This is a genomic window from Dehalococcoidia bacterium (assembly GCA_025054935.1).
GTDB lineage: Bacteria > Chloroflexota > Dehalococcoidia > SpSt-223 > SpSt-223 > JANWZD01.
In genome coordinates, this window is record JANWZD010000010.1 from 108,914 (window position 1) to 126,944 (window position 18,031).

Annotated in this window: 20 protein-coding genes and 1 pseudogene; 7 read left to right on the forward strand and 14 right to left on the reverse strand. The window is 67.9% G+C overall.

Annotation, left to right across the window (positions count from 1 at the left end; translation table 11 throughout):
- Window positions 1-15: 15 nt before the first annotated feature.
- The 5 genes from sixA to NZ773_11665 form a co-directional block, all read right to left on the reverse strand.
- Window positions 16-528, reverse strand: a complete 513-nt coding sequence (sixA, locus tag NZ773_11645; GenBank protein MCS6802576.1) for a phosphohistidine phosphatase SixA — start codon at window positions 526-528, stop codon at window positions 16-18.
- Between the two features lie 28 nt (window positions 529-556).
- Window positions 557-1,309, reverse strand: a complete 753-nt coding sequence (gene cofE, locus NZ773_11650) for a coenzyme F420-0:L-glutamate ligase (GenBank protein ID MCS6802577.1) — start codon at window positions 1,307-1,309, stop codon at window positions 557-559.
- Entirely contained in the window at window positions 1,306-2,130 is an 825-nt protein-coding gene (locus tag NZ773_11655; protein ID MCS6802578.1) for an ABC transporter permease, read from the reverse strand. Before NZ773_11655 ends, cofE begins: the two co-directional genes overlap by 4 nt.
- Entirely contained in the window at window positions 2,127-2,912 is a 786-nt protein-coding gene (locus tag NZ773_11660; GenBank protein ID MCS6802579.1) for an ABC transporter ATP-binding protein, read from the reverse strand. Before NZ773_11660 ends, NZ773_11655 begins: the two co-directional genes overlap by 4 nt.
- Window positions 2,913-3,032: 120 nt before the next feature.
- On the reverse strand, window positions 3,033-3,629 hold the full coding sequence (locus NZ773_11665) for a hypothetical protein (GenBank protein MCS6802580.1): 597 nt from the start codon (window positions 3,627-3,629) through the stop codon (window positions 3,033-3,035).
- A 266-nt stretch (window positions 3,630-3,895) separates the two neighbouring features.
- On the opposite strand from NZ773_11665, the gene NZ773_11670 reads away from it, so the two are divergent.
- Window positions 3,896-4,150, forward strand: coding sequence for a hypothetical protein (locus NZ773_11670; GenBank protein ID MCS6802581.1), 255 nt, complete (start codon window positions 3,896-3,898; stop codon window positions 4,148-4,150).
- Here NZ773_11670 and NZ773_11675 read toward each other — a convergent pair whose 3' ends face one another.
- Both NZ773_11675 and NZ773_11680 read right to left on the reverse strand, forming a co-directional pair.
- Window positions 4,151-4,576 (reverse strand): molybdenum cofactor biosynthesis protein MoaE, encoded by a 426-nt coding sequence (locus tag NZ773_11675; protein MCS6802582.1) that lies wholly within the window; start codon window positions 4,574-4,576, stop codon window positions 4,151-4,153.
- The gene (locus NZ773_11680; protein MCS6802583.1) at window positions 4,563-4,832 is read right to left on the reverse strand and encodes a MoaD/ThiS family protein; all 270 of its coding nucleotides are present in this window, start codon (window positions 4,830-4,832) and stop codon (window positions 4,563-4,565) included. Before NZ773_11680 ends, NZ773_11675 begins: the two co-directional genes overlap by 14 nt.
- A 68-nt stretch (window positions 4,833-4,900) precedes the next feature.
- On the opposite strand from NZ773_11680, the gene NZ773_11685 reads away from it, so the two are divergent.
- The 6 genes from NZ773_11685 (at window position 4,901) to NZ773_11710 (ending at window position 11,043) form a co-directional block, all read left to right on the forward strand.
- Window positions 4,901-5,362: a hypothetical protein gene (locus tag NZ773_11685; protein MCS6802584.1), complete on the forward strand. Its 462-nt coding sequence runs from the start codon at window positions 4,901-4,903 to the stop codon at window positions 5,360-5,362.
- A gap of 569 nt (window positions 5,363-5,931) precedes the next feature.
- Window positions 5,932-6,486: an orotate phosphoribosyltransferase gene (pyrE, locus tag NZ773_11690; GenBank protein ID MCS6802585.1), complete on the forward strand. Its 555-nt coding sequence runs from the start codon at window positions 5,932-5,934 to the stop codon at window positions 6,484-6,486.
- A gap of 49 nt (window positions 6,487-6,535) precedes the next feature.
- A complete protein-coding gene (locus NZ773_11695) occupies window positions 6,536-7,093 on the forward strand; it encodes a hypothetical protein (protein MCS6802586.1) in 558 nt (185 codons plus the stop codon).
- 163 nt (window positions 7,094-7,256) lie between these two features.
- Window positions 7,257-8,030, forward strand: coding sequence for a class I SAM-dependent methyltransferase (locus NZ773_11700; GenBank protein ID MCS6802587.1), 774 nt, complete (start codon window positions 7,257-7,259; stop codon window positions 8,028-8,030).
- Window positions 8,027-9,184, forward strand: coding sequence for a glycosyltransferase family 4 protein (locus tag NZ773_11705; GenBank protein MCS6802588.1), 1,158 nt, complete (start codon window positions 8,027-8,029; stop codon window positions 9,182-9,184). Before NZ773_11700 ends, NZ773_11705 begins: the two co-directional genes overlap by 4 nt.
- Window positions 9,185-9,195: 11 nt before the next feature.
- A complete protein-coding gene (locus tag NZ773_11710; protein ID MCS6802589.1) occupies window positions 9,196-11,043 on the forward strand; it encodes a DUF2079 domain-containing protein in 1,848 nt (615 codons plus the stop codon).
- On the opposite strand, the gene NZ773_11715 is transcribed toward NZ773_11710, so the two are convergent.
- The 7 genes and pseudogenes from NZ773_11715 to NZ773_11745 all read right to left on the reverse strand — a co-directional run bounded on the left by NZ773_11715 (window position 11,030) and on the right by NZ773_11745 (window position 17,752).
- On the reverse strand, window positions 11,030-12,196 hold the full coding sequence (locus tag NZ773_11715; protein MCS6802590.1) for a polymer-forming cytoskeletal protein: 1,167 nt from the start codon (window positions 12,194-12,196) through the stop codon (window positions 11,030-11,032). The genes NZ773_11710 and NZ773_11715 overlap by 14 nt on opposite strands.
- A 258-nt stretch (window positions 12,197-12,454) precedes the next feature.
- Complete coding sequence (locus tag NZ773_11720) at window positions 12,455-12,997, reverse strand: NUDIX hydrolase (protein ID MCS6802591.1); 543 nt, start codon at window positions 12,995-12,997, stop codon at window positions 12,455-12,457.
- A gap of 74 nt (window positions 12,998-13,071) precedes the next feature.
- A pseudogene (locus NZ773_11725) lies at window positions 13,072-13,521 on the reverse strand (N-acetyltransferase).
- Complete coding sequence (gene recN, locus NZ773_11730) at window positions 13,518-15,248, reverse strand: DNA repair protein RecN (GenBank protein ID MCS6802592.1); 1,731 nt, start codon at window positions 15,246-15,248, stop codon at window positions 13,518-13,520. Before recN ends, NZ773_11725 begins: the two are co-directional and overlap by 4 nt.
- Complete coding sequence (locus tag NZ773_11735; protein ID MCS6802593.1) at window positions 15,232-16,116, reverse strand: NAD(+)/NADH kinase; 885 nt, start codon at window positions 16,114-16,116, stop codon at window positions 15,232-15,234. Before NZ773_11735 ends, recN begins: the two co-directional genes overlap by 17 nt.
- The gene (locus tag NZ773_11740; GenBank protein ID MCS6802594.1) at window positions 16,113-16,937 is read right to left on the reverse strand and encodes a TlyA family RNA methyltransferase; all 825 of its coding nucleotides are present in this window, start codon (window positions 16,935-16,937) and stop codon (window positions 16,113-16,115) included. Before NZ773_11740 ends, NZ773_11735 begins: the two co-directional genes overlap by 4 nt.
- Complete coding sequence (locus NZ773_11745) at window positions 16,934-17,752, reverse strand: chromate resistance protein (GenBank protein MCS6802595.1); 819 nt, start codon at window positions 17,750-17,752, stop codon at window positions 16,934-16,936. Before NZ773_11745 ends, NZ773_11740 begins: the two co-directional genes overlap by 4 nt.
- Between the last annotated feature and the right edge of the window lie 279 nt (window positions 17,753-18,031).

Below are 18,031 nucleotides of genomic sequence, written 5' to 3' on the forward strand. Positions count from 1 at the left end.
CTCGCCGGCCGCAGATCACGAGCGGGCGAGGAGGCGGAGCATCTTCGGCGTCAGGAGCCAGCGCAGCGTTCCCCCGCGAGCGTGAGCGCCATCGTCAAACGCGATGCAGGCGACGCCGCCCTTGCGGAAGGCGAGGAACGGAGCGGCCCCTTCCCCCACAAGGAGGGCAGCCGCCAGTTCGGAGAGATGCGGCTCGTGGCCAACCGCGGCAATCCGCCGCAGAGAGTAGAGTGCCGCCAGTGCGGCGATCGTCTCGCTCGGCGGGGTCTCAGGAGCGAGCGCTTCAAGCACCTGCGGTTCCGGCCAGTCTGCCTCGGCGACGAGGATCTCCGCAGTCTGGCGCGCCCGGACGAGCGGGCTCGTCAGCAGCGCCTCTACGCTCGGAACCAGCCGGCGCAGTCCCCGCGCTGCCGCTTCAAACCGCCGGATCCCTTTGGCGGTCAGCGGCCGCAGCCGATCGTCCGGCCAGCGGAGAGGGTCGCGCTCCTCAGCGATGGCATGGCGCACCAGATACAGTTCAAGCGACATCGCCCCATCCCCTCAACGAGAATCCGGGTCACCGAAAGAGGTCATGCTCTGGAGCGCGCACCAACTGCCGCGCATTGCCGTCGCCCGCCGGAGCGCGATAGCCGCGGATCAGAACTGCCGGAATGCCAGCCACTTTCCCCGCCGCTAATTCGGCAGCCGAGGCAAGCTCGTCGGCGACCGCAACCATAGTCACCTTCAGTTCGCGGCCGTAGGGGTCGCACCGACCGCGGAAATCATCGAGCGGCAGAAACCCTGCCACGCCAATCGCTACATCGGTCAAGCCGGCGCGCCACGGCCGTCCGAAAGTGTCGGAGATGACCACCCCCACCTGAGCGCCGGTCCGTTCGCGAATGCCTGCCCGAATCCGCTCCGCCGACGCGTCAGGGTCAAGCGGCAGCAGCGCGAGCACTCCTTCTCCTGCCACATTCGACTCGTCGACCCCCGCATTAGCGCAGACAAAACCGTGCCGCGTTTCAGCGATGATCAGGCCGCGGTCCATCCGGACAATGCGCGCGGATTCGCGCAGCACCACCTCGATCCGGCGCGGGTCCTTGCCCCAGCGCGCGCCAAGCGATTCGGCAAGGGGCGACGGAACGACGTCCTCCACCCGGACAAGCCGCCCTTCCGCTTTCGAGACGATCTTCTGCGTCACCACCAGAATGTCGCCGTCCTCGAAGCCGACCCCGGTCGCTTCCGCTGCGGCAAGGATCAGCGCAACGAGATCGGCCCCTGGCTGCACTTCGGGGATCCCGCGCAGCCCGACGATCCGCAGCTCACTCATCCCCGCACCGACTCGTGCCAGCGGAGCATCCGCCGCTCGGCAAGGGAGAGAAGGCTCGTCAGCCCCACCCCGAGCAGCGTCAGCACGACAACGGCGGCAAAGAGCGACGGCATATCAAGATTGGTGTTGGCGAGAAAGATGATCCGGCCGAGCCCCTCGCTCGCTCCCCACCATTCTCCGACAACAGCGCCGATCAGAGAGAGAGGGACTGCAACGCGCGCGGCAGCGAAGAGGTAGGGCAACGACCCCGGCACGCGCAGGGTCAGAAAGATTTCGACCGTTGACGCCCCGACAGAGCGCAGAAAATCAAGCGCCGCCGGGTTTGCGGCGCGCAGCCCCGCAAGCGCGTTGACGAGCATAGGGAAGAACGTGATGAGCGCGGCAATCAAGATCTTGGGGAGAGGACCAAAGCCGAACCAGATAACAAAGAGCGGCGCGATGGCGACAATCGGCGTCACCTTGATCAAAAGAGCGATCGGATACAGCACACGCTCCGCAAGCCGCGAATGCGCCATCGCGGTGGCAAGGACGAACGCGACCAGTCCCCCCACGCCAAACCCCGCAAGCGCCTCAAGCAGGGTCGTAACGCCATTGCCGACAAAGAGTGTCCAGCGCGAGAGCAGCCGCTCGAGGATGACGGTCGGCGCCGGGAGGAGGTAGACCGGCACGCCGCCCAGACGCACAATCCCCTCCCACGCGCTGACCAGCGCGACAAACACTGCTGTTGTCGTCGCCCAGACGGCAACGGTCAGCCGCCCTTCTTGCAGAGGACGAACCACAATCAGTTCATCGTCGAGCCGAGACGGCGCGTTCGTCGTCATGCTGCCGATCGTAGCAAGGATTTCAATCGTGCTGTCAGCGCAACAAACAGGGCGCTTGCCTCTGTCGAGTCGTCCCGCGGCCGCGGCAGCGGCACGGGCTCAACCGCGCGCACTCGGCCAGGCCGCCCCGTCAGCACAACAACGCGGTCAGCGAGATAGACCGCCTCCGCGATGCTATGGGTCACGAAGACGACCGTCGGCCGGCGGACGAGCCAGATCTGCTGGAGCTCATCGCGCAGGCCGTCGCGCGTGATCGCGTCGAGTGCCCCAAACGGCTCGTCCATGAGCAAGACCGAGGGGCTGAACGCAAGGGCGCGCGCAATCGCGACGCGCTGCTGCATGCCGCCAGAGAGCTGATGCGGAAGATAGTGAGCAAAGCCGCGCAGTCCGACGAGGTCGATCATTGCGGCTACCTGCCGCTGGCGCTCCGCGCGCGTCGACCGCCCGCCGTGCGGGTTCACCTCCCATGGAAGGGCGATGTTGGCCTCGACCGTCCGCCACGGCAGGAGCGACGGGTCCTGAAAGACAAAGCCGATCGCCTTGCGGCGCCGCGCCGCCTCAGGGGGGAGACCGTCAATCGAAACCGATCCCGACGAGGGAACGAGCAGCCCCGCCATGATCCGCAGCAAGGTGCTTTTCCCGCAGCCGCTTGGACCCAAAATTGCGACAAACTCACCGGAGGCGATCGTCAGGTCGATGCCCGCGAGAACAGGGAGCGGCGCCCCGGGAGCAGGGAAGGCATGAAACAGGCGTTCGACAAGTATCGTGCCGAGGTCGCTCACGAGGCGAGTATAGCAATCTGACCAGCCGAGAAGGGGAGCGGCCATCGCGGCGAGAGCGTGCCTGCGGGAGAAGCGTCGGAGAAGGGCAGCCGGCAGGTCCTGCGTCGCTGCCGCTCCGTTCTAGCGGGTCCCGATGTCAGCCGGCTCGTTCTCCGCGAAGCGGGAACGGTGCCTCTCTAACAGCGCGAACACGTTCGCCCGCTCTTCGGCGCTCAAGCCGCGCAGCGGGAACACGATCGCGTGCCCGAACGGAACAATGTCAAGGGGAACGAAAAAGAAGAGCCGCTCGCTTGCCTCGATTACCGTCCGAACGTCGCCCCAGCCGAAGCGGAGGTCGCCGTAGCGAGAACGAACTCGCATCCCGCCCTCCTCGACCTCAAGCTGGAAGTGAGGCGCGCCGTCCCGGCTCAGTTCCTCGCGAATGACGCCGCGCACGGTTCCTTGGCGCAGCTGAGGAAGGACGACAGCGAAGAGCAGCAGCCACAGCAGCGCTGCCCCCCCGACGATCAGAAGAGTGTGCGTTTGGATGCCGGCCCCAGGCAGGAGGGCGAGAGTGGCGGCCGCGATGAGCGCCAGCCCGGCAAAGAAGAGAAACCAGATTGCAACCGTGGTTCGGCCGAAGATCTGGAGTGCCGTCGAGCGGCGGCGCTGAAAGCGGCGCTGCTCGGCCGCGAGCGCCGCGAGGTCGTCCTCGGTCAGCTGAACAGCGAACAGCACAGCGGGGAGTATACGGTGCTGCGCTCCTTAGCGACAGATACCGCTCCCGGCAGGCGAGCGCGCTGGAGCAGCAGCCGCCCCGGCGGGGCGGGAGAACTGTTAGCGCACTGTTTGACAACCCGGCTGCTCCGGGGTACTATCGACTGCGGACAGTTTGCCGAAACGGCGGCGAGGCTCGTCCGCGCAACCCGGCAGCACGGGGAGGGCGGGCAGCAACGCAGAGGACACCGAAGCGCAGATTGCCTTGAGGCGATCAGGAGGCGAGCATGCAGCCCACAACGCACGAACCGCGGGTCGTTGACGAAGCGATCAAGATCATCCAGGAGCACCTTGACCGCGAGGCGCGCAACCGCCGGCAAACGACCCTCGAACCGAAGGATCTCTGCCCGATGCAGAAGGCGCGGCTCGTCAGTGACCTTATCGCGACGCTCGACACCTCGAGCGGTGGGTCTGGGTTGACGCGAGCGGTGCGCTCCGCCTGGAACAGCCTTGTGAGCAGCTTCCGGGGACGATCGCGCTAGCTACTCCCCTTCGATCCACTCCTCGCCGTCCTCGGCGACTTCTTTCTTCCAAATCGGCACCCGCTGCTTGATCGCATCGATGACAAACCGACAGGCAGCAAACGCCTCGGCGCGGTGCGCCGAAGCGGCCGCGATCGAGACACTCACCTCGCCGATCTCGAGCCGCCCGGTGCGGTGGATTGCTCTCACTTCTGTCTCGGGCCAGCGCTCCCGTGCCTCCGCGAGGATAGCAGCGATCTGCCGGTCGGCCATCTCAGGATACGCTTCGTATTCGAGATACCGGATGCGCTTCCCCCGGGAATAGCCGCGCACAACCCCATCAAAGGTGACGACTGCCCCGTGCTCCGGAGCAGCAAGCCCTGCCGCCAAGGCAGCAGCAGAGATCGGCTCACGCGTGATATGGCGCAAGCGGTCAGTCAGTGTCATCGGTCAGCTCCGCGCCGCCGCTGACCGGCGGCAAGATCGCAAGCTCCGCTCCATCAAAAAGCGGGCGTTCCGGCGAGGCATACTCGCCGTCAACCGCGAGCCGCGAAATTGCGGCAAAGCGGCGCAGCGCAGGGTACTCGCGCACCAGCGCTTCCACCGCCTCTCCGGCCGTTGTGCCCGCCGGCAGTTCAAGAAGCGCTGTCGGCGCGCCCACTGCCTCCCGCGCGCCCGCAAAGAGCCGCACTGTCACTCGCATAGCGAAAGTCTACCATTCGGCGCCAGCACCGTTTTGCGGCCGAGAGAGGGGTGATCTAGAATAGCCGCGTGACGGAGCGGCGAGACCGGGGCGTAAGTCGGCGCATCGAGCAGGAGATCGAGGAGATCCTCGCGAAAGCTGGCGATCTTGGCGAGGAGCCCGCGCCGTCGCGTTCCTTTGCGAGTTCCTCCCGCGCGTCTCATGACACGAGAAAATGGACCCCCGGAGCGTCTCGCGCCACCTCATTCTGGGGTCGGCTGAGCGGGACGAGCCGGCTGATGCTTCTCGCGATCATCTTCACCATCGCGGCCTACATCGCCTACTATCGCGCTCCGCTTCTCGGCATCCTGTGCACGCTTGTCGCCGTCGGCTGCTTCATCAGCGCCTACCTCATCGCCTTTCGCGGTCCGCGCTACCTCGACAGAGAGCGCCGCTGGCGCGGGCAGCCGATCGACTACGGCGACCCTCCCGGCGGCTCCCTGTTCCTGGCGGTGCGCCGCTGGTGGAGCCGCCTGACCCGCCGCTGGTGAGCGGCGCCGACGCAGCAGGGGCGCTTGCGCTTTTCTCCCGTGCCGACGCGGCACGCTGGGCAGCCCAAGCACGGCAGCTATCCCCAGCCCAACCGCCAACGCGATAACCAGCAGCGCGCCCGGAGCGCGCCGAACGACATACCACAGGTCAGTCGGGCTGGTAATCCCCTGGGACCCCACCGCAGCGAGCGGGTCGCCGGTGCCGACTACGTAGAGGGTCGCTGACCACGGCGGCGGCGGCACCGTTACGTCCGCCGCAAAGATCTCCCCGCTCGGGCGCAGAATGACCTCCGCCTCGCCCGCAGGGGAGCGCAGAATAACGAAGGGCTCGCTCCGCACAAGAGCGCGGCAGGACGGGTCCGGCGAATCGACATCGGCGACAAAGCGGGCGCGCTCGCCTGCAGGCGCGCCCGCCGGCTCGAGGCGAAGCCAGCCCGAGGCAGGACAGGGAGACGCCTGAAACGCCGCAGCGCCAAGGAGCCACGCCAGCAGGGAAGGCAGGATGACACTCACGTGCCGGCAGTATAGTCAATCGCGCACTGACTCGTGCTGCCGGAGAAGGAGCGACGATGGACCCGACTGCGCGCGCGCGCCTTCACGCCCTGATCGAACGCCACGCTATTTCCCGCGGAGAGTTCGTCCTGTCGTCCGGCAAGCGGTCGTCCTACTACGTCGACCTGCGGCGCATTTCGCTCTCCCCCGAAGGCGCCTATCTTGCCGCCCTCGCCTTGCTCGACCTCGTTGACGGCGTGGCGATCGACGCTATCGGCGGGCCGGTCGCCGCGGCAGTGCCGCTCATTGGCGCAGTCGCGGCGGTCAGCTATCAGCTGGGCCGTCCGCTGCCGGGGTTTATGGTGCGGAAAGAAGCGAAGGCGCACGGCGCCGGCCAGCAAATCGAAGGGCCATTCGCGCCGGGCATGCGCGTCGCCGTCGTAGACGACACCGCGACTACCGGCGGCTCGCTCCTCTGGGCGGTCGAGGCGGTGGAACGGGCAGGAGGGAGCGTGGAACTGGTCGGCGCGCTGCTCGACCGCCACGAGGGCGCAGCCGAGCTGTTCGCGGGGCGAGGCTATCGCTATCGAGCGGTGTTCACCATCCGCGAGTTTGGGCTCGCGCCCAGCTGAGGAGCAGGGGGTATGATTCTCGCAGCACGCGGCCGAGGGAGAGGCGAGGGTGATCGATAAGCACCGCGCGCGGCTGGTCTTTGCGGCAGCCGCTCATGGGTCCCTAACGGCGTTTGTGATGACGCACGGGCTCTTCCTCCATCTCATCCCCCTGCTCTCCCCCCTCCTGCTGATCGGCGCGCCCATCATTGGCGGCATGCGCGCGCGGGGACGCGCCCGGCTCGGCCTCGGCGGCGCGATCGTGGTCGCATTCTGCATCACGATCGCGAATGTCTTCCCCTACCTGCTCGTCGTGCCGCTCGTGCTGGCCAACCAGCACCTTTTCTCCAGCCCGGCGACCGCCGCTCAGGTGACATCGTTCTTCCTTTGGCTTGTCGGCGGGTTCGTCGTCTACTCCATGGTCGCCGCCTTGATCGGGATCCTCGTTCGCCATCTCCGCCCGCCGAAAGTGCCGGTCACCCCGGAACTGGTGCTGACCAAGCCGCACCTCGTCAGCGAGCAGGAGCTTTGGGTCGGCGACCGCCGCCTCGCCGCCGAGCCGAGCGCACTCCGCAGCGCAGTCGCGCACCATGCGGACCCCTACCCTGCCTATGCTCGCCACAACTGAGCGGGGCGCTCTCCTTCAGGAGCGGGCTGCGCACCATTAGGCGCTCCCCGTTCGTCAAGCGCGACGCGCCGAGGACGGCAAGCAGCGCCGCGTTCCGTCCCCTCTTCTCTGCCGCGCTCCAGCTGGCCAAGCACAGCGCTGCATCGGCTACACTCCGGCCGCCGTGACCACGATCCCGCCCTATCGCGAGCCGTTCATCTGGGGCCATAAGACCGTGCCGCGCGGCAACACCGCGCTCGGCCATGCGCTCGAAGCGATCGGTCCGCGCGGCGGGCGCCTCCTCGAGGTCGGGTGTGGAGCCGGCCGGTTTATCCGGACGATTGCCAGCCTGCGGCCCGATTTGGAGCCGCACGGTTCAGACCTCGGGCCGAAATCGATCCGGCTCGCGAGCCGCTACCGCGACGGCGTTGCCTATACGCTCGCAAGCGCGACGGCTCTCCCTTACCGCGACGAGTCGTTCGACACCGTCATCCTGTTCGACGTGCTCGAGCACATCCCCGGCGCCGGACCGGAGGAGGCGCTCAGCGAAATCCATCGCGTGCTGAAGCCAGCGGGCGTGTTCCATGCCCTCGTTCCCTGCGAGGGCCAGCCCGGCACGCTGTTCTGGATCCTCTGGAAGCTCCATTTCGGCGGCGACCTGAAGGTGCGCCATGGGGATCATGTCCAGCGGTTCGACCGTCAGGAGGTGATTGGGATGGTCGAACGCCACGGCTTCCACGTGACGGAGCTTCGGTTTAGCATGCACCCGATCGGCCAAGTGAAAGATATTCTCACCTATGTCGCTCGAGAGCCCTGGTTTCGCCGGCTGCGGCTGGGCGGCCTGCCGTTTCAGGCATTGATGGCTGCGCTCTGGGCTGCTGGGGTCGTCGAAGCGCGCGTGCTCAGCCGGGTCGAGCGCGGTGCCGCGGTCGTCCATCTGACTGCCGTCCGACAATGAGTGCAAGGCCCCTGCGCGTCCTCATGCTCTCGAAGGCGTGCTATGTCGCCGCCTACCGGACAAAACTGGAAGCGATGGCGTCGCTCCCGGAGGTCGAGGTGACGCTCGCTGTTCCGCCCTACTGGCAGTTCGGGCGGCGGCGCGAGCCGCTTGAGCCGGGCAATGACCGCAACTACCGCTTGATTGTCCTCTCGCCTCTGCTGAACGGCAACCACCACCTCCATTTCTATCCCGGCATCGGACGGCTTCTCGATGAAACGCAGCCCGACCTGTTCCACATCGACGAAGAGCCGTACGACGTTGTCACCGTCCATGCTCTCTGGGCCGCACGGCGGCGAGGCATCCCGGCGCTGTTCTTCACCTGGCAGAACCTCGACCGCCGCTACCCGCCGCCGTTCGAATGGTTTCGCCGCTGGACACTTGCGCACGCGGCGGGCGCGATCGCCGGCAACGCCGAAGCGGCAGCGATCCTCCGGCGCCGTGGCTACCGCGGTCCGCTGACCGTGCTTCCGCAGTTCGGCGTCGACCCCGACCTTTTTCCATTTCGGCCGCCACGCGACGCTGTGCCGGTCCGGATCGGCTATGTCGGCCGGCTCTGGCGAGGGAAGGGAGTAGACCTCCTGATCGAGGCGGCAGCCGGGCTGCGCGGCGACTGGCAGCTCGACCTCCTCGGCGCGGGCGATGAAGCGCCCGCGCTCCGCGCCCTCATCGATCGCCTCGGTGTCCGCGAGCGCGTCCGCTTGCTGGGAAGCTGGCCCTCCCACCAAGTCCCCGCCTTCTACCGCACCCTCGACCTGCTCGTCCTCCCCTCGCGCACCCTCCCCAACTGGAAGGAGCAATTCGGCCGCGTCCTGATCGAAGCGATGGCCAGCGGCGTCGCCGTCGTCGGCAGCAATTCGGGCGAGATCCCGAACGTGATTGGCGATGCCGGCTGGATTGTGCCGGAAGGAGACGTGGCAGCGCTGCGCGCTCAGCTGCAGGCGGTGATCGACTCGCCGGCGCTCCGCGCGGCAGCCGCCGAGCGCGGGCGGCGACGCGTGCTCGACCGGTTCACTCAGCAGCGCATCGCGACGGCGACAGTCGCGTTTTACCGCTCGATCCTCGGGCAGACGCCGGGCTGCAGCGACGCCGCGCCCGCGCTCAACCCCGCCTAATAGGCAGCACCGTGCCTTCTTCTCCCTCTGCCTCCCCCTTCGCGAGCTGGCCGGGACGGGCGCTCATCGCTGCGACAGCGCTCGCCGCGCTCAGCTTTGCCGCGTTCTCGCTCTACCGCCACGCGACCTTCAACAGCGGCGCGTTCGATCTCGGGATCTTCGACCAAGTCGTCTGGAATTCCTCCCAAGGCCGCCTGTTTGCCAATACTCTCAGCGAGTCGCGCAACTTCCTCGGCCAGCATCTGTCGCTCATCCTTCTGCTGCTGGTGCCCCTCGCATGGGTCGGCGCGAACGCCCCGGGACTGCTTGTCGTCCAGGCGATCCTGCTTGCGGCGGCCGCGCTGCCTATCGGCTGGTACGCCCTGCGCCGAGTGGGAGGATGGACCGCCCTGATCATTCCCGTCGGCTATCTCATCCACCCGACCCTGTTCGCGACGGCGTCGTTCGACTTTCATGAAGTCGCGTTTGCGCCGCTGCTGCTCGCCGTTGCCCTCGGCGGGCTCCTGACGCGTCGGCGCTTGCCGTTCTACGGTGCCGCTCTCGTCCTCCTCACGGTGCGAGAGGACATGGGGATTATCGCCGCCGGCCTCGGGCTGTGGGCGGCCTGGCGCGCCGGCTGGCGAGACGCGCTTCTCCTCGCCGGGGTCGGGCTGCTGTGGACCGCGCTCGCGGTCCTCGTCGTCATCCCGGCATTCAGCGACAGCGGCCGGTACTTCTACTTCTGGCGGTTCGGGGCTCTTGGCGATACCCCGGATGCAATCGGCGCGTCGCTGCTCACGAACCCGCTTGCGGCTGTGACAACAATGCTCGCTCCGCGCAAACTTCTCTTTCTCTTCGAGCTTCTCGTCAGCTGGGGAGGGCTGCCGCTCGCCGCGCCGGCGACGCTGCTGCTCGCCCTGCCGAACCTCGCCTATCTGCTGCTCGGGCAGTATCGCCCCTTAACCGAGCTGATCAGCCATTACCCCGTGACGCTGCTGCCGCCGCTCGCCTTCGCCGCCGCCGACGGCCTCGCCTGGATGCGGCACCGGCTCCCCCGCCTCGCGCCGCTTGCGGCCGCAGCGAGCCTCGCCGCGATGGCCGTCATGGCCGGCATGCGTCTGCCCGAGACCGCGGCGCGCCGACTGAACAACGGCCTTGCGGGAGACACGGCTCACCTTCGGCTGGCGCGGGAGATGCTGCGCCTGATCCCGCCGACAGCCAGCGTCAGCGCCCAAACGGGGCTCGTCCCTCACCTCTCCGCCCGGGAGAAGATCTTCCTCTTCCCGCGCTATGCAGATGCCGAGTTCGTGGCCCTCGACACCCGCGCCCAGCGCTATGCCCCGCCCGGCTCCCTCACCTATGAGGAAGGGTTAGAGGAAGTCCTCTGCGAGGAGGGGTGGGGCCCCCTGTTCGAGCGCGATGGCCTCCTGCTGCTGCGGCGCGGCTCAGGCGGCATCCTGTTCCCTGCTGCTGTCCCCAGCTACGCGCAGCCTCGGGGCGACCGCTTCGATGACGGGCTGATCCTCGAAGCAGTCGAACTGCCCCTCGGCGCTCTCCGGTCCGGCGCAGTGCCGCGCATTGTGCTCTACTGGCGCGCCGAGCAGCGCCCCTCCCGCGACTGGACGGTCTTCGTCCATCTCGTCGACGCAGAGGGAAGAGTGCGCGGCCAACTTGATGCGCCGCCTCACTGCGGGGACTCCCCAACCAGCGGGTGGGAGCCGGGGCGTTTGCTCCGCGACGACATTTGGATCGTGCCCCAGCGCGTCATGCCGCCCGGCCTCTATCGGATTGTGCTCGGCCTCTACGACCCCAGTACCGGCGCCCGAGCGCTCAGTCAGGGCCAAGAGGCGATCGAGCTCGGAGGGCTTACGGTGCGCTAGCCGCAGCTGGCGTGACGCCGCCACGGCCAGCGCGGAACGCTGCCAAGAGCGCCGCCCCGAGCCCAAAGAGGGCTACCGCCAGCCCGACGACAAAGCCGACGACGGGCACCGCGCCGAGCACGGCGAGGATCGCCGCGCCGAGAAGAAGCCCGGCCCACTCTGCGCGAGACTGGCCGACGCGCCGAAGGATCGTTCGGCCGAGCCAGAAAGAAATGATTGCCCCAGCGATGACCAATCCCAAGACGAGAAGTGCGGCCACTGCAATGAGCAGCGGTCCGAATCCGAGAAGAAGCGCGAGCAGCAGCAGAAGGAGAAGAGCAACTGGCGCCACCAGCACAACAAGCACGCCGACGCCGAGGCTCGGAAGCGGCGCCCGCTCAAGCTGCTCGACGGTCGCGCGCACTCCGCGCGGAGCAACGAGCAGCCATCCGAGACCAACGGTCACCACGCCAAGGAACGCCCGAATGATGTTCCAGATGATGCCAAGCACGACCTCCGCCGGCGAGGGCGGCGCCGGCGCCGCAATCGCGGTGCGTCCCCGATTCGTGGTCACCTGCGCGCCGGGCTGAATGGTCGCGTCACGCTCGCTGCGGTATTGGAGGCTTCCCCCAATCCGAGCGGTCGGACCGAGAGTAAAGGCGCCGACCGTAAGGTCAACATCTCGGCGAACCGTTCCCGTGAGCTGCACCTCGCCGCCGCCGCCAAAGAGCGACCCGTCCACCGTTCCGCCAACGGTGATCCCGCCGGCCGAAACGACCAAGTCGCCGCCGACCCGCGCCGAGGGCGTCAGCTCAATGCTGCCCGCCGCGGCGAGAAGGTCGCGCTGGATCTGCCCATCGACCCGAACCGTTCCGCCCGCCGCCCGCACGCCGCGGCTGACTTGCCCGCTGATTTCGATCGTGCCCCCGGCAGCAGTCACTCCGCCCTCGATCCGGCCGCTGATGACGACGGTCTGCCCCGCCGCGAAGACATCACCCCGCACCGTTCCTTCAATGCGAACGGTCGCGGCAGCGAGGTAGACATCGCTATCGATCGTCTCGGTCGCCCTGATGACGATGCTCTCTCCGGAACGAAAATCGCCCGCCGCCGCTGGTGCGGGAGCAAACAGCGCGCCCGCAAGACCAGCAAGAACAACGCCTCTCAACCAGCGCATACCCACCTCCCTCGGCTGTGATGGGTCCACTACTAGGACGTCGGAAAAGGCGCGGCAGTGAACGGCCGGCTCGTCCCCCTCCCTGCGGGAAGGCGGCTCGTCGCGACTCGCCTCGCGCACCTTCGAGGTGCAACGTACCCCTATGAATATGAGGATGGAATGCGCGGCTGGCGAAGCGCAATCCCCTTCTCCGGCGGGCTTGCCCGCGAGAGGCACAGTGCGGGACAGACGCGCCCTTCCTCGCCGAGCTCGCCGGCGCTACTCAGAGTTGCCCTGAAGACGCGGCAGCGCCAGCATCAGTGCGGCGAGCGTCTTGGCATCCTCGATCTCGCCTCGCCGAACGCGGGCGAGGAGATCGTGCAGGGGCACGGGAACCACCTCGATCGCCTCGTCAGCCTCCGGCGCAGCATCCACCGCACGCAGATCTTGGCACAGGAAGCAATGCAGCAGTTCTGTCGAGTAGCCGGGCGCAGCATAGAACGCGCCCAGCCGTTCGACGCGGCCGGCCGCCCGCCCGATCTCCTCGGCAAGCTCGCGCGCAACGGCCGCCTCCGGCACCTCCCCCGGCTGAAGCGTGCCGGCGGGGAACTCCAGCAATTCGCGGTCGGCAGCGCGGCGGTACTGGCGGACAAGCACCAGCCGCCCTGCCTCGTCAACCGGCGCCATCACGACGGCGCCGGGATGGACAACGATCTCGCGCCCGACGCGCGCGCCATTCGGGAGCGCCACCGTTTCCACGCGCACAGAGAGCAGCTTGCCTTGGTGGACGGTCGTCGCTTCGACGAGACGCTCGCGGCTCACGCGCGCTGAACCGGCATCACTGGCAGGAGCGGAAGCGCCGCCGCGCGTTCAGCGCGCTGCGCCGGCTCGCCGAAGACATCGCAGGTCATCGCGATCTCGTCGCAGCATTGGAATTTCGGACACTTCTGACACTCGCTCCACACCTTGCGCGGCAACTGGGCGACATCGACCGGCTTGAACCCAAAGCGGCTGAACACTTCGGGCCGATAGGTGAGGACGTAGACAGTCCGAATGCCGAGGGCGCGCGCCTCGGCAAGCGCCGCTTCCGCGAGAAGACGGCTGATACCCCGGCCTTGATACGGCTCGGCGACGGCGACAGAGCGCAGCTCCGCGAGGTCCGACCAGTTGATGTGCAGGGCAGCGCAGCCGACGACTTTCCCATCCACCCGAACGACATGGAAATCGCGCACGGTTTCATACAGCTCGTGCATCGTTCGTGGCAGCAGGTCGCCGCGGTCGGCGAAGAAAGAGATCAGGCGGTGAATCTGGGGGACGTCGGCGATAACTGCCCGTTCTGCTTTCACGTTCGCACCGTCTGCGCGCGCTTCCACTCTTCGGCGCGCTCCAACAATTCCTCGGCGTTCTGGATCGCGGCCGCGACGCCGCCGAGCATCTGCGCCAGTTCCCGTTTGCGCCCGGCAGGGTCAAGCGCCTCGACCCGCACTCCTGTTCGGCCGTCGTCCGTCAACTTTACGATGGAAAGATGGTGGTCGGCAAAGCTGGCGACTTGCGGCAGATGGGTGATGCAAATCACCTGATGGCCGCGGGTCAGCCCCCACAGCTTCTGCCCCACAACCCGACCGGTACGCCCGCCGATGCCGACATCGACCTCGTCGAAGATCAGGGTCGGCACGCGGTCAAGGCGGCCCAGCACCGATTTCAGCCCCAGCATAATGCGCGCCGTCTCTCCCCCGCTGGCAACCCGGTCGAGCGGTCGAAGCGGGCTGCCCGGGTTTGCCGAGAGCAGGAATTGTATCCGGTCGACCCCGCTCTCGTCGTAAGCGACGGCCGCGCCCTCGACCACAATCCCCTCGGGGTCAGGCAGACGGCGCAGTTCGACAGCGAAGCGCGCTTGCCGCAGGCCGAGGCTGGCCAGCTCTGCTTCCACCTCCCGAGCGAGACGGTCGGCGGCCTCGTGGCGGCGAGCCGACAATTCCTGCGCGACGCAGCTGAGCCGCTCGCGTTCGCGCGCCTCCTCCGCTCCGAGTTCATCCCTCCGCTCTGTCCGGCGCTCGAGTTCGGCCAGTTCGGCGGCAGCGCGGGTCCCAAAGTCGAGAATGTCGCGAACGGTCGGTCCGTACTTCCGCCGCAGGTCCATCAGCAGCCGCAGGCGCTCCTCAACCGCCGCGAGCCGCGCCGGGTCCGCCTCAACGCGCTCCTGATAGAGGCGGACCTGACGGGCGAGATCGTCGAGCGCTTCGGCAGCGTGGATTGCGGCTTCTTCGAGCGGCTGCGCTGCCCGATCGATCGCGGCGGCGTGCCGCAGGTCGGCGAGCGCGTTTGAGAGCGCCTCACCTGCTCGGTCGAGGGCATCGTAGGCAGCGCCGGCAAGCTTCTCGAGTTTCTCGGCCGAAGCGAGGACCCGATGCTCAGCTTCGAGTTCATCGTCTTCGTTCGGGCGGAGCGCCGCGCTCGCGATCTCTTCGACTTGGAAGCGCAGGAGGTCGATCCGCCGGGCGATCTCCCGCTCATCGGCGAGCAGGGCGGCGCGCTCGCGCAGGATCGCGCGCAGCCGAGCGACCGCGGCCGCAACCTCGGCGCGAAGCTCCCCGACGCCGGCATAGCGGTCCAGAAGATCGAGCTGCGTGGCCGGCCGGAAGAGCGAGATGTGGTCGCCCTGCCCGTGGATATCGACCAGCAGCTCACCGATCCGCTGGAGAGTGCTGACCGGCGTCAGCCGACCGCCGACTCGGCCAAGCGAGCGGCCGGCGGCCTGCACCTCGCGGCTGAGGACGAGCACATCTTCTTCAGCCTCGAGGCCGAGCTCCGCGAGCACCGTCATCAGCCGATCGCGCACGCTCCGCTCGAGACCGCTGAGATCGAAGACGGCATCGACGCGCGCCGCCGCTTGGCCAGCCCGGATGACATCCGGTCCCATGCGCGCGCCCAACGCCGCGCTGAGCGCATCGATGATGATGCTTTTGCCGGCGCCCGTCTCGCCGGTCAGCACGTTCAGTCCCGGTTGAAACGGCACCCGCAGCCGCTCGACGATGGCGAAATCACGAATCTCTAGCTCAACGAGCATGGTCATCCCGTGGCTCAAGAAAGCGACGCGTCAGCCGCTCCCCCAACTGGGCATAGAACGCCGACCGCGGCCCAAGGCGGACGAGCGAAGCCCGCGCTTCAGCGCGCGCTACTCGGACGCGGTCGCCATCTTGGAGCAAGACATCGTGCTGGCCGTCGACCGACAGATACGCGCCGTGGTCGCTGCGCACCTCGACCGTGACGGTGCTGTCGCCGGGCAGGACCACCGAATGCTGCAGGCCGAGATGTGCCGCGATCGGGGTGATCATCAACGTCTCGAGCGAGGGATCGAGGATCGCGCCGCCGGCAGCGAGGGCGTACGCAGTGCTGCCGGTTGGCGTGGCAAAAATTGCGCCGTCGGCGATGTACGTCGTGTAGGGGGCATCGTCGATGGCGATCAAAAGCCGGATCACCCGCGCCGCCCCCCCGCGCGAGACAACGACTTCGTTCAACGCCGAGAAGCGGCGGTGATAATGCTCGTCCCACGGCGCCGCATCGCGCCCGGCGGGCGGCAAGATCTGGGCTTCGAGGAGGATACGGCGTTCGAGCCAGAACCGCCCGCCGAAATACGCCTCAAGCGCGTTCTCGATCTCGCTCGGCGGAACTTCGGTCAAAAAGCCGAGCCGCCCGAAGTTGACCGTCAAGATCGGCACCTCAAATGGCGCCGAGAGGCGGCCGATGCGCAGCACTGTCCCGTCGCCCCCAAAGGTGATCAGCAGCGCGGTGTCGCGCAGCTGGGCCAGCACTTCCTCTTCTGCCCACGCTGACGCCTTCCAGACATGGTGGCCCTCGCGCTCCAGCCGCAGCCGCGTCTGCTCGGCAAGCTCGAGGGCGGCCGGCGTGCGCGGCTGATAGACCAGCCCAATCCGGCTCACGCGATCACCGCCTCCTCCCGCTCTGCCGCCCGGCGCGCCGCCTCCGGCACCGCGGGAAGCTCTGGCGCTTCTGGGGTTGCCAGCCAGAGAAACAGTTCGCGATTGCCTGCCGGCCCCGGCAGCGGGGAAGGGCAGACCCCGCGCACCCGCAGTCCGAGCGACCGCGCCGCCTCCGCCACAGCAACCACCGCCCCTGCGCGCGCTTGCGGATCGCGCACGACCCCACCCTTCCCCACCTGACGCGGCCCTACTTCGAACTGCGGTTTGACCAGCGCGATGATGTCAGCCGTCGGCGCAAGCCAGTGGCGCACCGCGGGCAGGATCTTGGTCAGCGAGATGAACGAGACATCGATCGTGACGAGCGAGACCGGCTCCGGCAAGGCATGCAGAGCGCGGGCGTTCGTCCGCTCGAGCACAACGACCCGCGGGTCAGCGCGAAGCGTCGGAGCAAGCTGCCCGTAACCGACATCGATCGCATACACCTTAGCGGCGCCGCGCTGGAGGAGCACGTCGGTGAAGCCGCCGGTGGAGGCGCCGACATCGGCGCAGACCCGCCCCGCAGGATCAATCGGGAACGCGGCCAGCGCCCCCGCCAGCTTCTGGCCGCCACGGCTCACATACGGGGGCGGCGCCACCACCGTCAGCTGAGCATCGCGCGGCAGGAGCGTCCCGGCGCTGGTGACAACCGCGCCGTCCGCCACTACCTCTCCCGCAAGGATCAGCGCCTGCGCCTTCTCGCGCGTCGGCGCAAGCCCGCGCGCAACAAGCAGGCGGTCGACACGTTCCCGCTCCTTGCGCGCTCGGGTCGCCCCTGCGCTCACGTTTTGGCCTCCGCCGGCAGACGCACTATCGCGATGAGATCGTCCAACGTTAGCCGGGAGAGCGCGCGTGGCGGCGCTTTGCGGCTTCCATTCAGCAAGAGCTTATGGCTCGGATGGAGATACCAATCGACATCCGGCTCTCGAGCGCGCAGCAGCGCCGCCGTCTCGCTGAGGTCCACCGTCGACCACGCCGGCGCCGTGAAGCGGTGCCATCCCTCGGGTGTTCGCGCGAGATAGAGCACTGCCCCGCGGGCGTAAGCGAGCTGCTGCGCGCTCGCGCGGCGCTCGCTCAGCGCCACACCAGGGCCCCAGGGGGTCTCGAACCAGGTCGCCTGCTCGATCTCTTCTTCAGCGGCGACGTGGTCTTGGGCAGCGCGGTACCAGGCGTCGAGGAGCGGCAGCATCGTCTCCATGACCCAAGACGGGTCGCCGCTCAGCCGATTCAGGCCGTGAATGAGCGCGGTCACACCGAAGGGATGCAGCGCCTGCTCCGGGGGCTCGCGGCCATTGTCGACTTCCACCACCCACGCGACGAGGCGCTGGAGGGCGCGGTCTGCCGGCGCGTACGCCTCCGCAGCGAGGCGCGCAGCGCAGACAGCGGGGTCAGCCGCCTCCGGCTGATGATGGTCGAAGCGGCCAAACCCCGTATCGACGTGGATCACCTCCGGGTCGGAGTCGACCGGCGCGCCGCCAAGGGTTGACCCCGCCGGCACAAAGGCGAACTGCGCATCTGCCATCCCCCCGAAGCGACGGACGATCCATGTCGCCGTGATGCTGTCGAGATCGGGGGAGTAGTGCGAGACAATAACCGGCACGCTCTCCTCACCCAACGCGAGCGCCACGATATGGCCCTACTGCAATCGTATCACCGCCTCTTCATCACCCTCAATCGGCCCCGGGCCCCGAAGGGGGAACTGACCCCGCTCTTCGCCCGTCTTCACACAGCAAAGAGCATCGTGCGAGAGGGGGAAGGATGGGACACCCAACGCGATGGGCAATTGCGAGCGCGGCACTCGGTCTCCTGATCATGGCGGGAGGATGCCTGCCCGCCGAGCGCTCCGCTCCTTCCGCGCAGGCGCCAAGCCCCGAGGCGG

Bases quoted from the DNA above. Each gene is read 5' to 3' on its own strand.
- recN (MCS6802592.1), bottom strand. From the start codon at position 15,248: ATGACCATGCTCGTTGAGCTAGAGATTCGTGATTTCGCCATCGTCGAG.
- NZ773_11705 (MCS6802588.1), top strand. From the start codon at position 8,027: ATGAGTGCAAGGCCCCTGCGCGTCCTCATGCTCTCGAAGGCGTGCTAT.
- NZ773_11670 (MCS6802581.1), top strand. From the start codon at position 3,896: ATGCAGCCCACAACGCACGAACCGCGGGTCGTTGACGAAGCGATCAAG.
- sixA (MCS6802576.1), bottom strand. From the start codon at position 528: ATGTCGCTTGAACTGTATCTGGTGCGCCATGCCATCGCTGAGGAGCGC.
- NZ773_11675 (MCS6802582.1), bottom strand. From the start codon at position 4,576: ATGACACTGACTGACCGCTTGCGCCATATCACGCGTGAGCCGATCTCT.
- cofE (MCS6802577.1), bottom strand. From the start codon at position 1,309: ATGAGTGAGCTGCGGATCGTCGGGCTGCGCGGGATCCCCGAAGTGCAG.
- NZ773_11715 (MCS6802590.1), bottom strand. From the start codon at position 12,196: ATGCGCTGGTTGAGAGGCGTTGTTCTTGCTGGTCTTGCGGGCGCGCTG.
- NZ773_11655 (MCS6802578.1), bottom strand. From the start codon at position 2,130: ATGACGACGAACGCGCCGTCTCGGCTCGACGATGAACTGATTGTGGTT.
- pyrE (MCS6802585.1), top strand. From the start codon at position 5,932: ATGGACCCGACTGCGCGCGCGCGCCTTCACGCCCTGATCGAACGCCAC.
- NZ773_11680 (MCS6802583.1), bottom strand. From the start codon at position 4,832: ATGCGAGTGACAGTGCGGCTCTTTGCGGGCGCGCGGGAGGCAGTGGGC.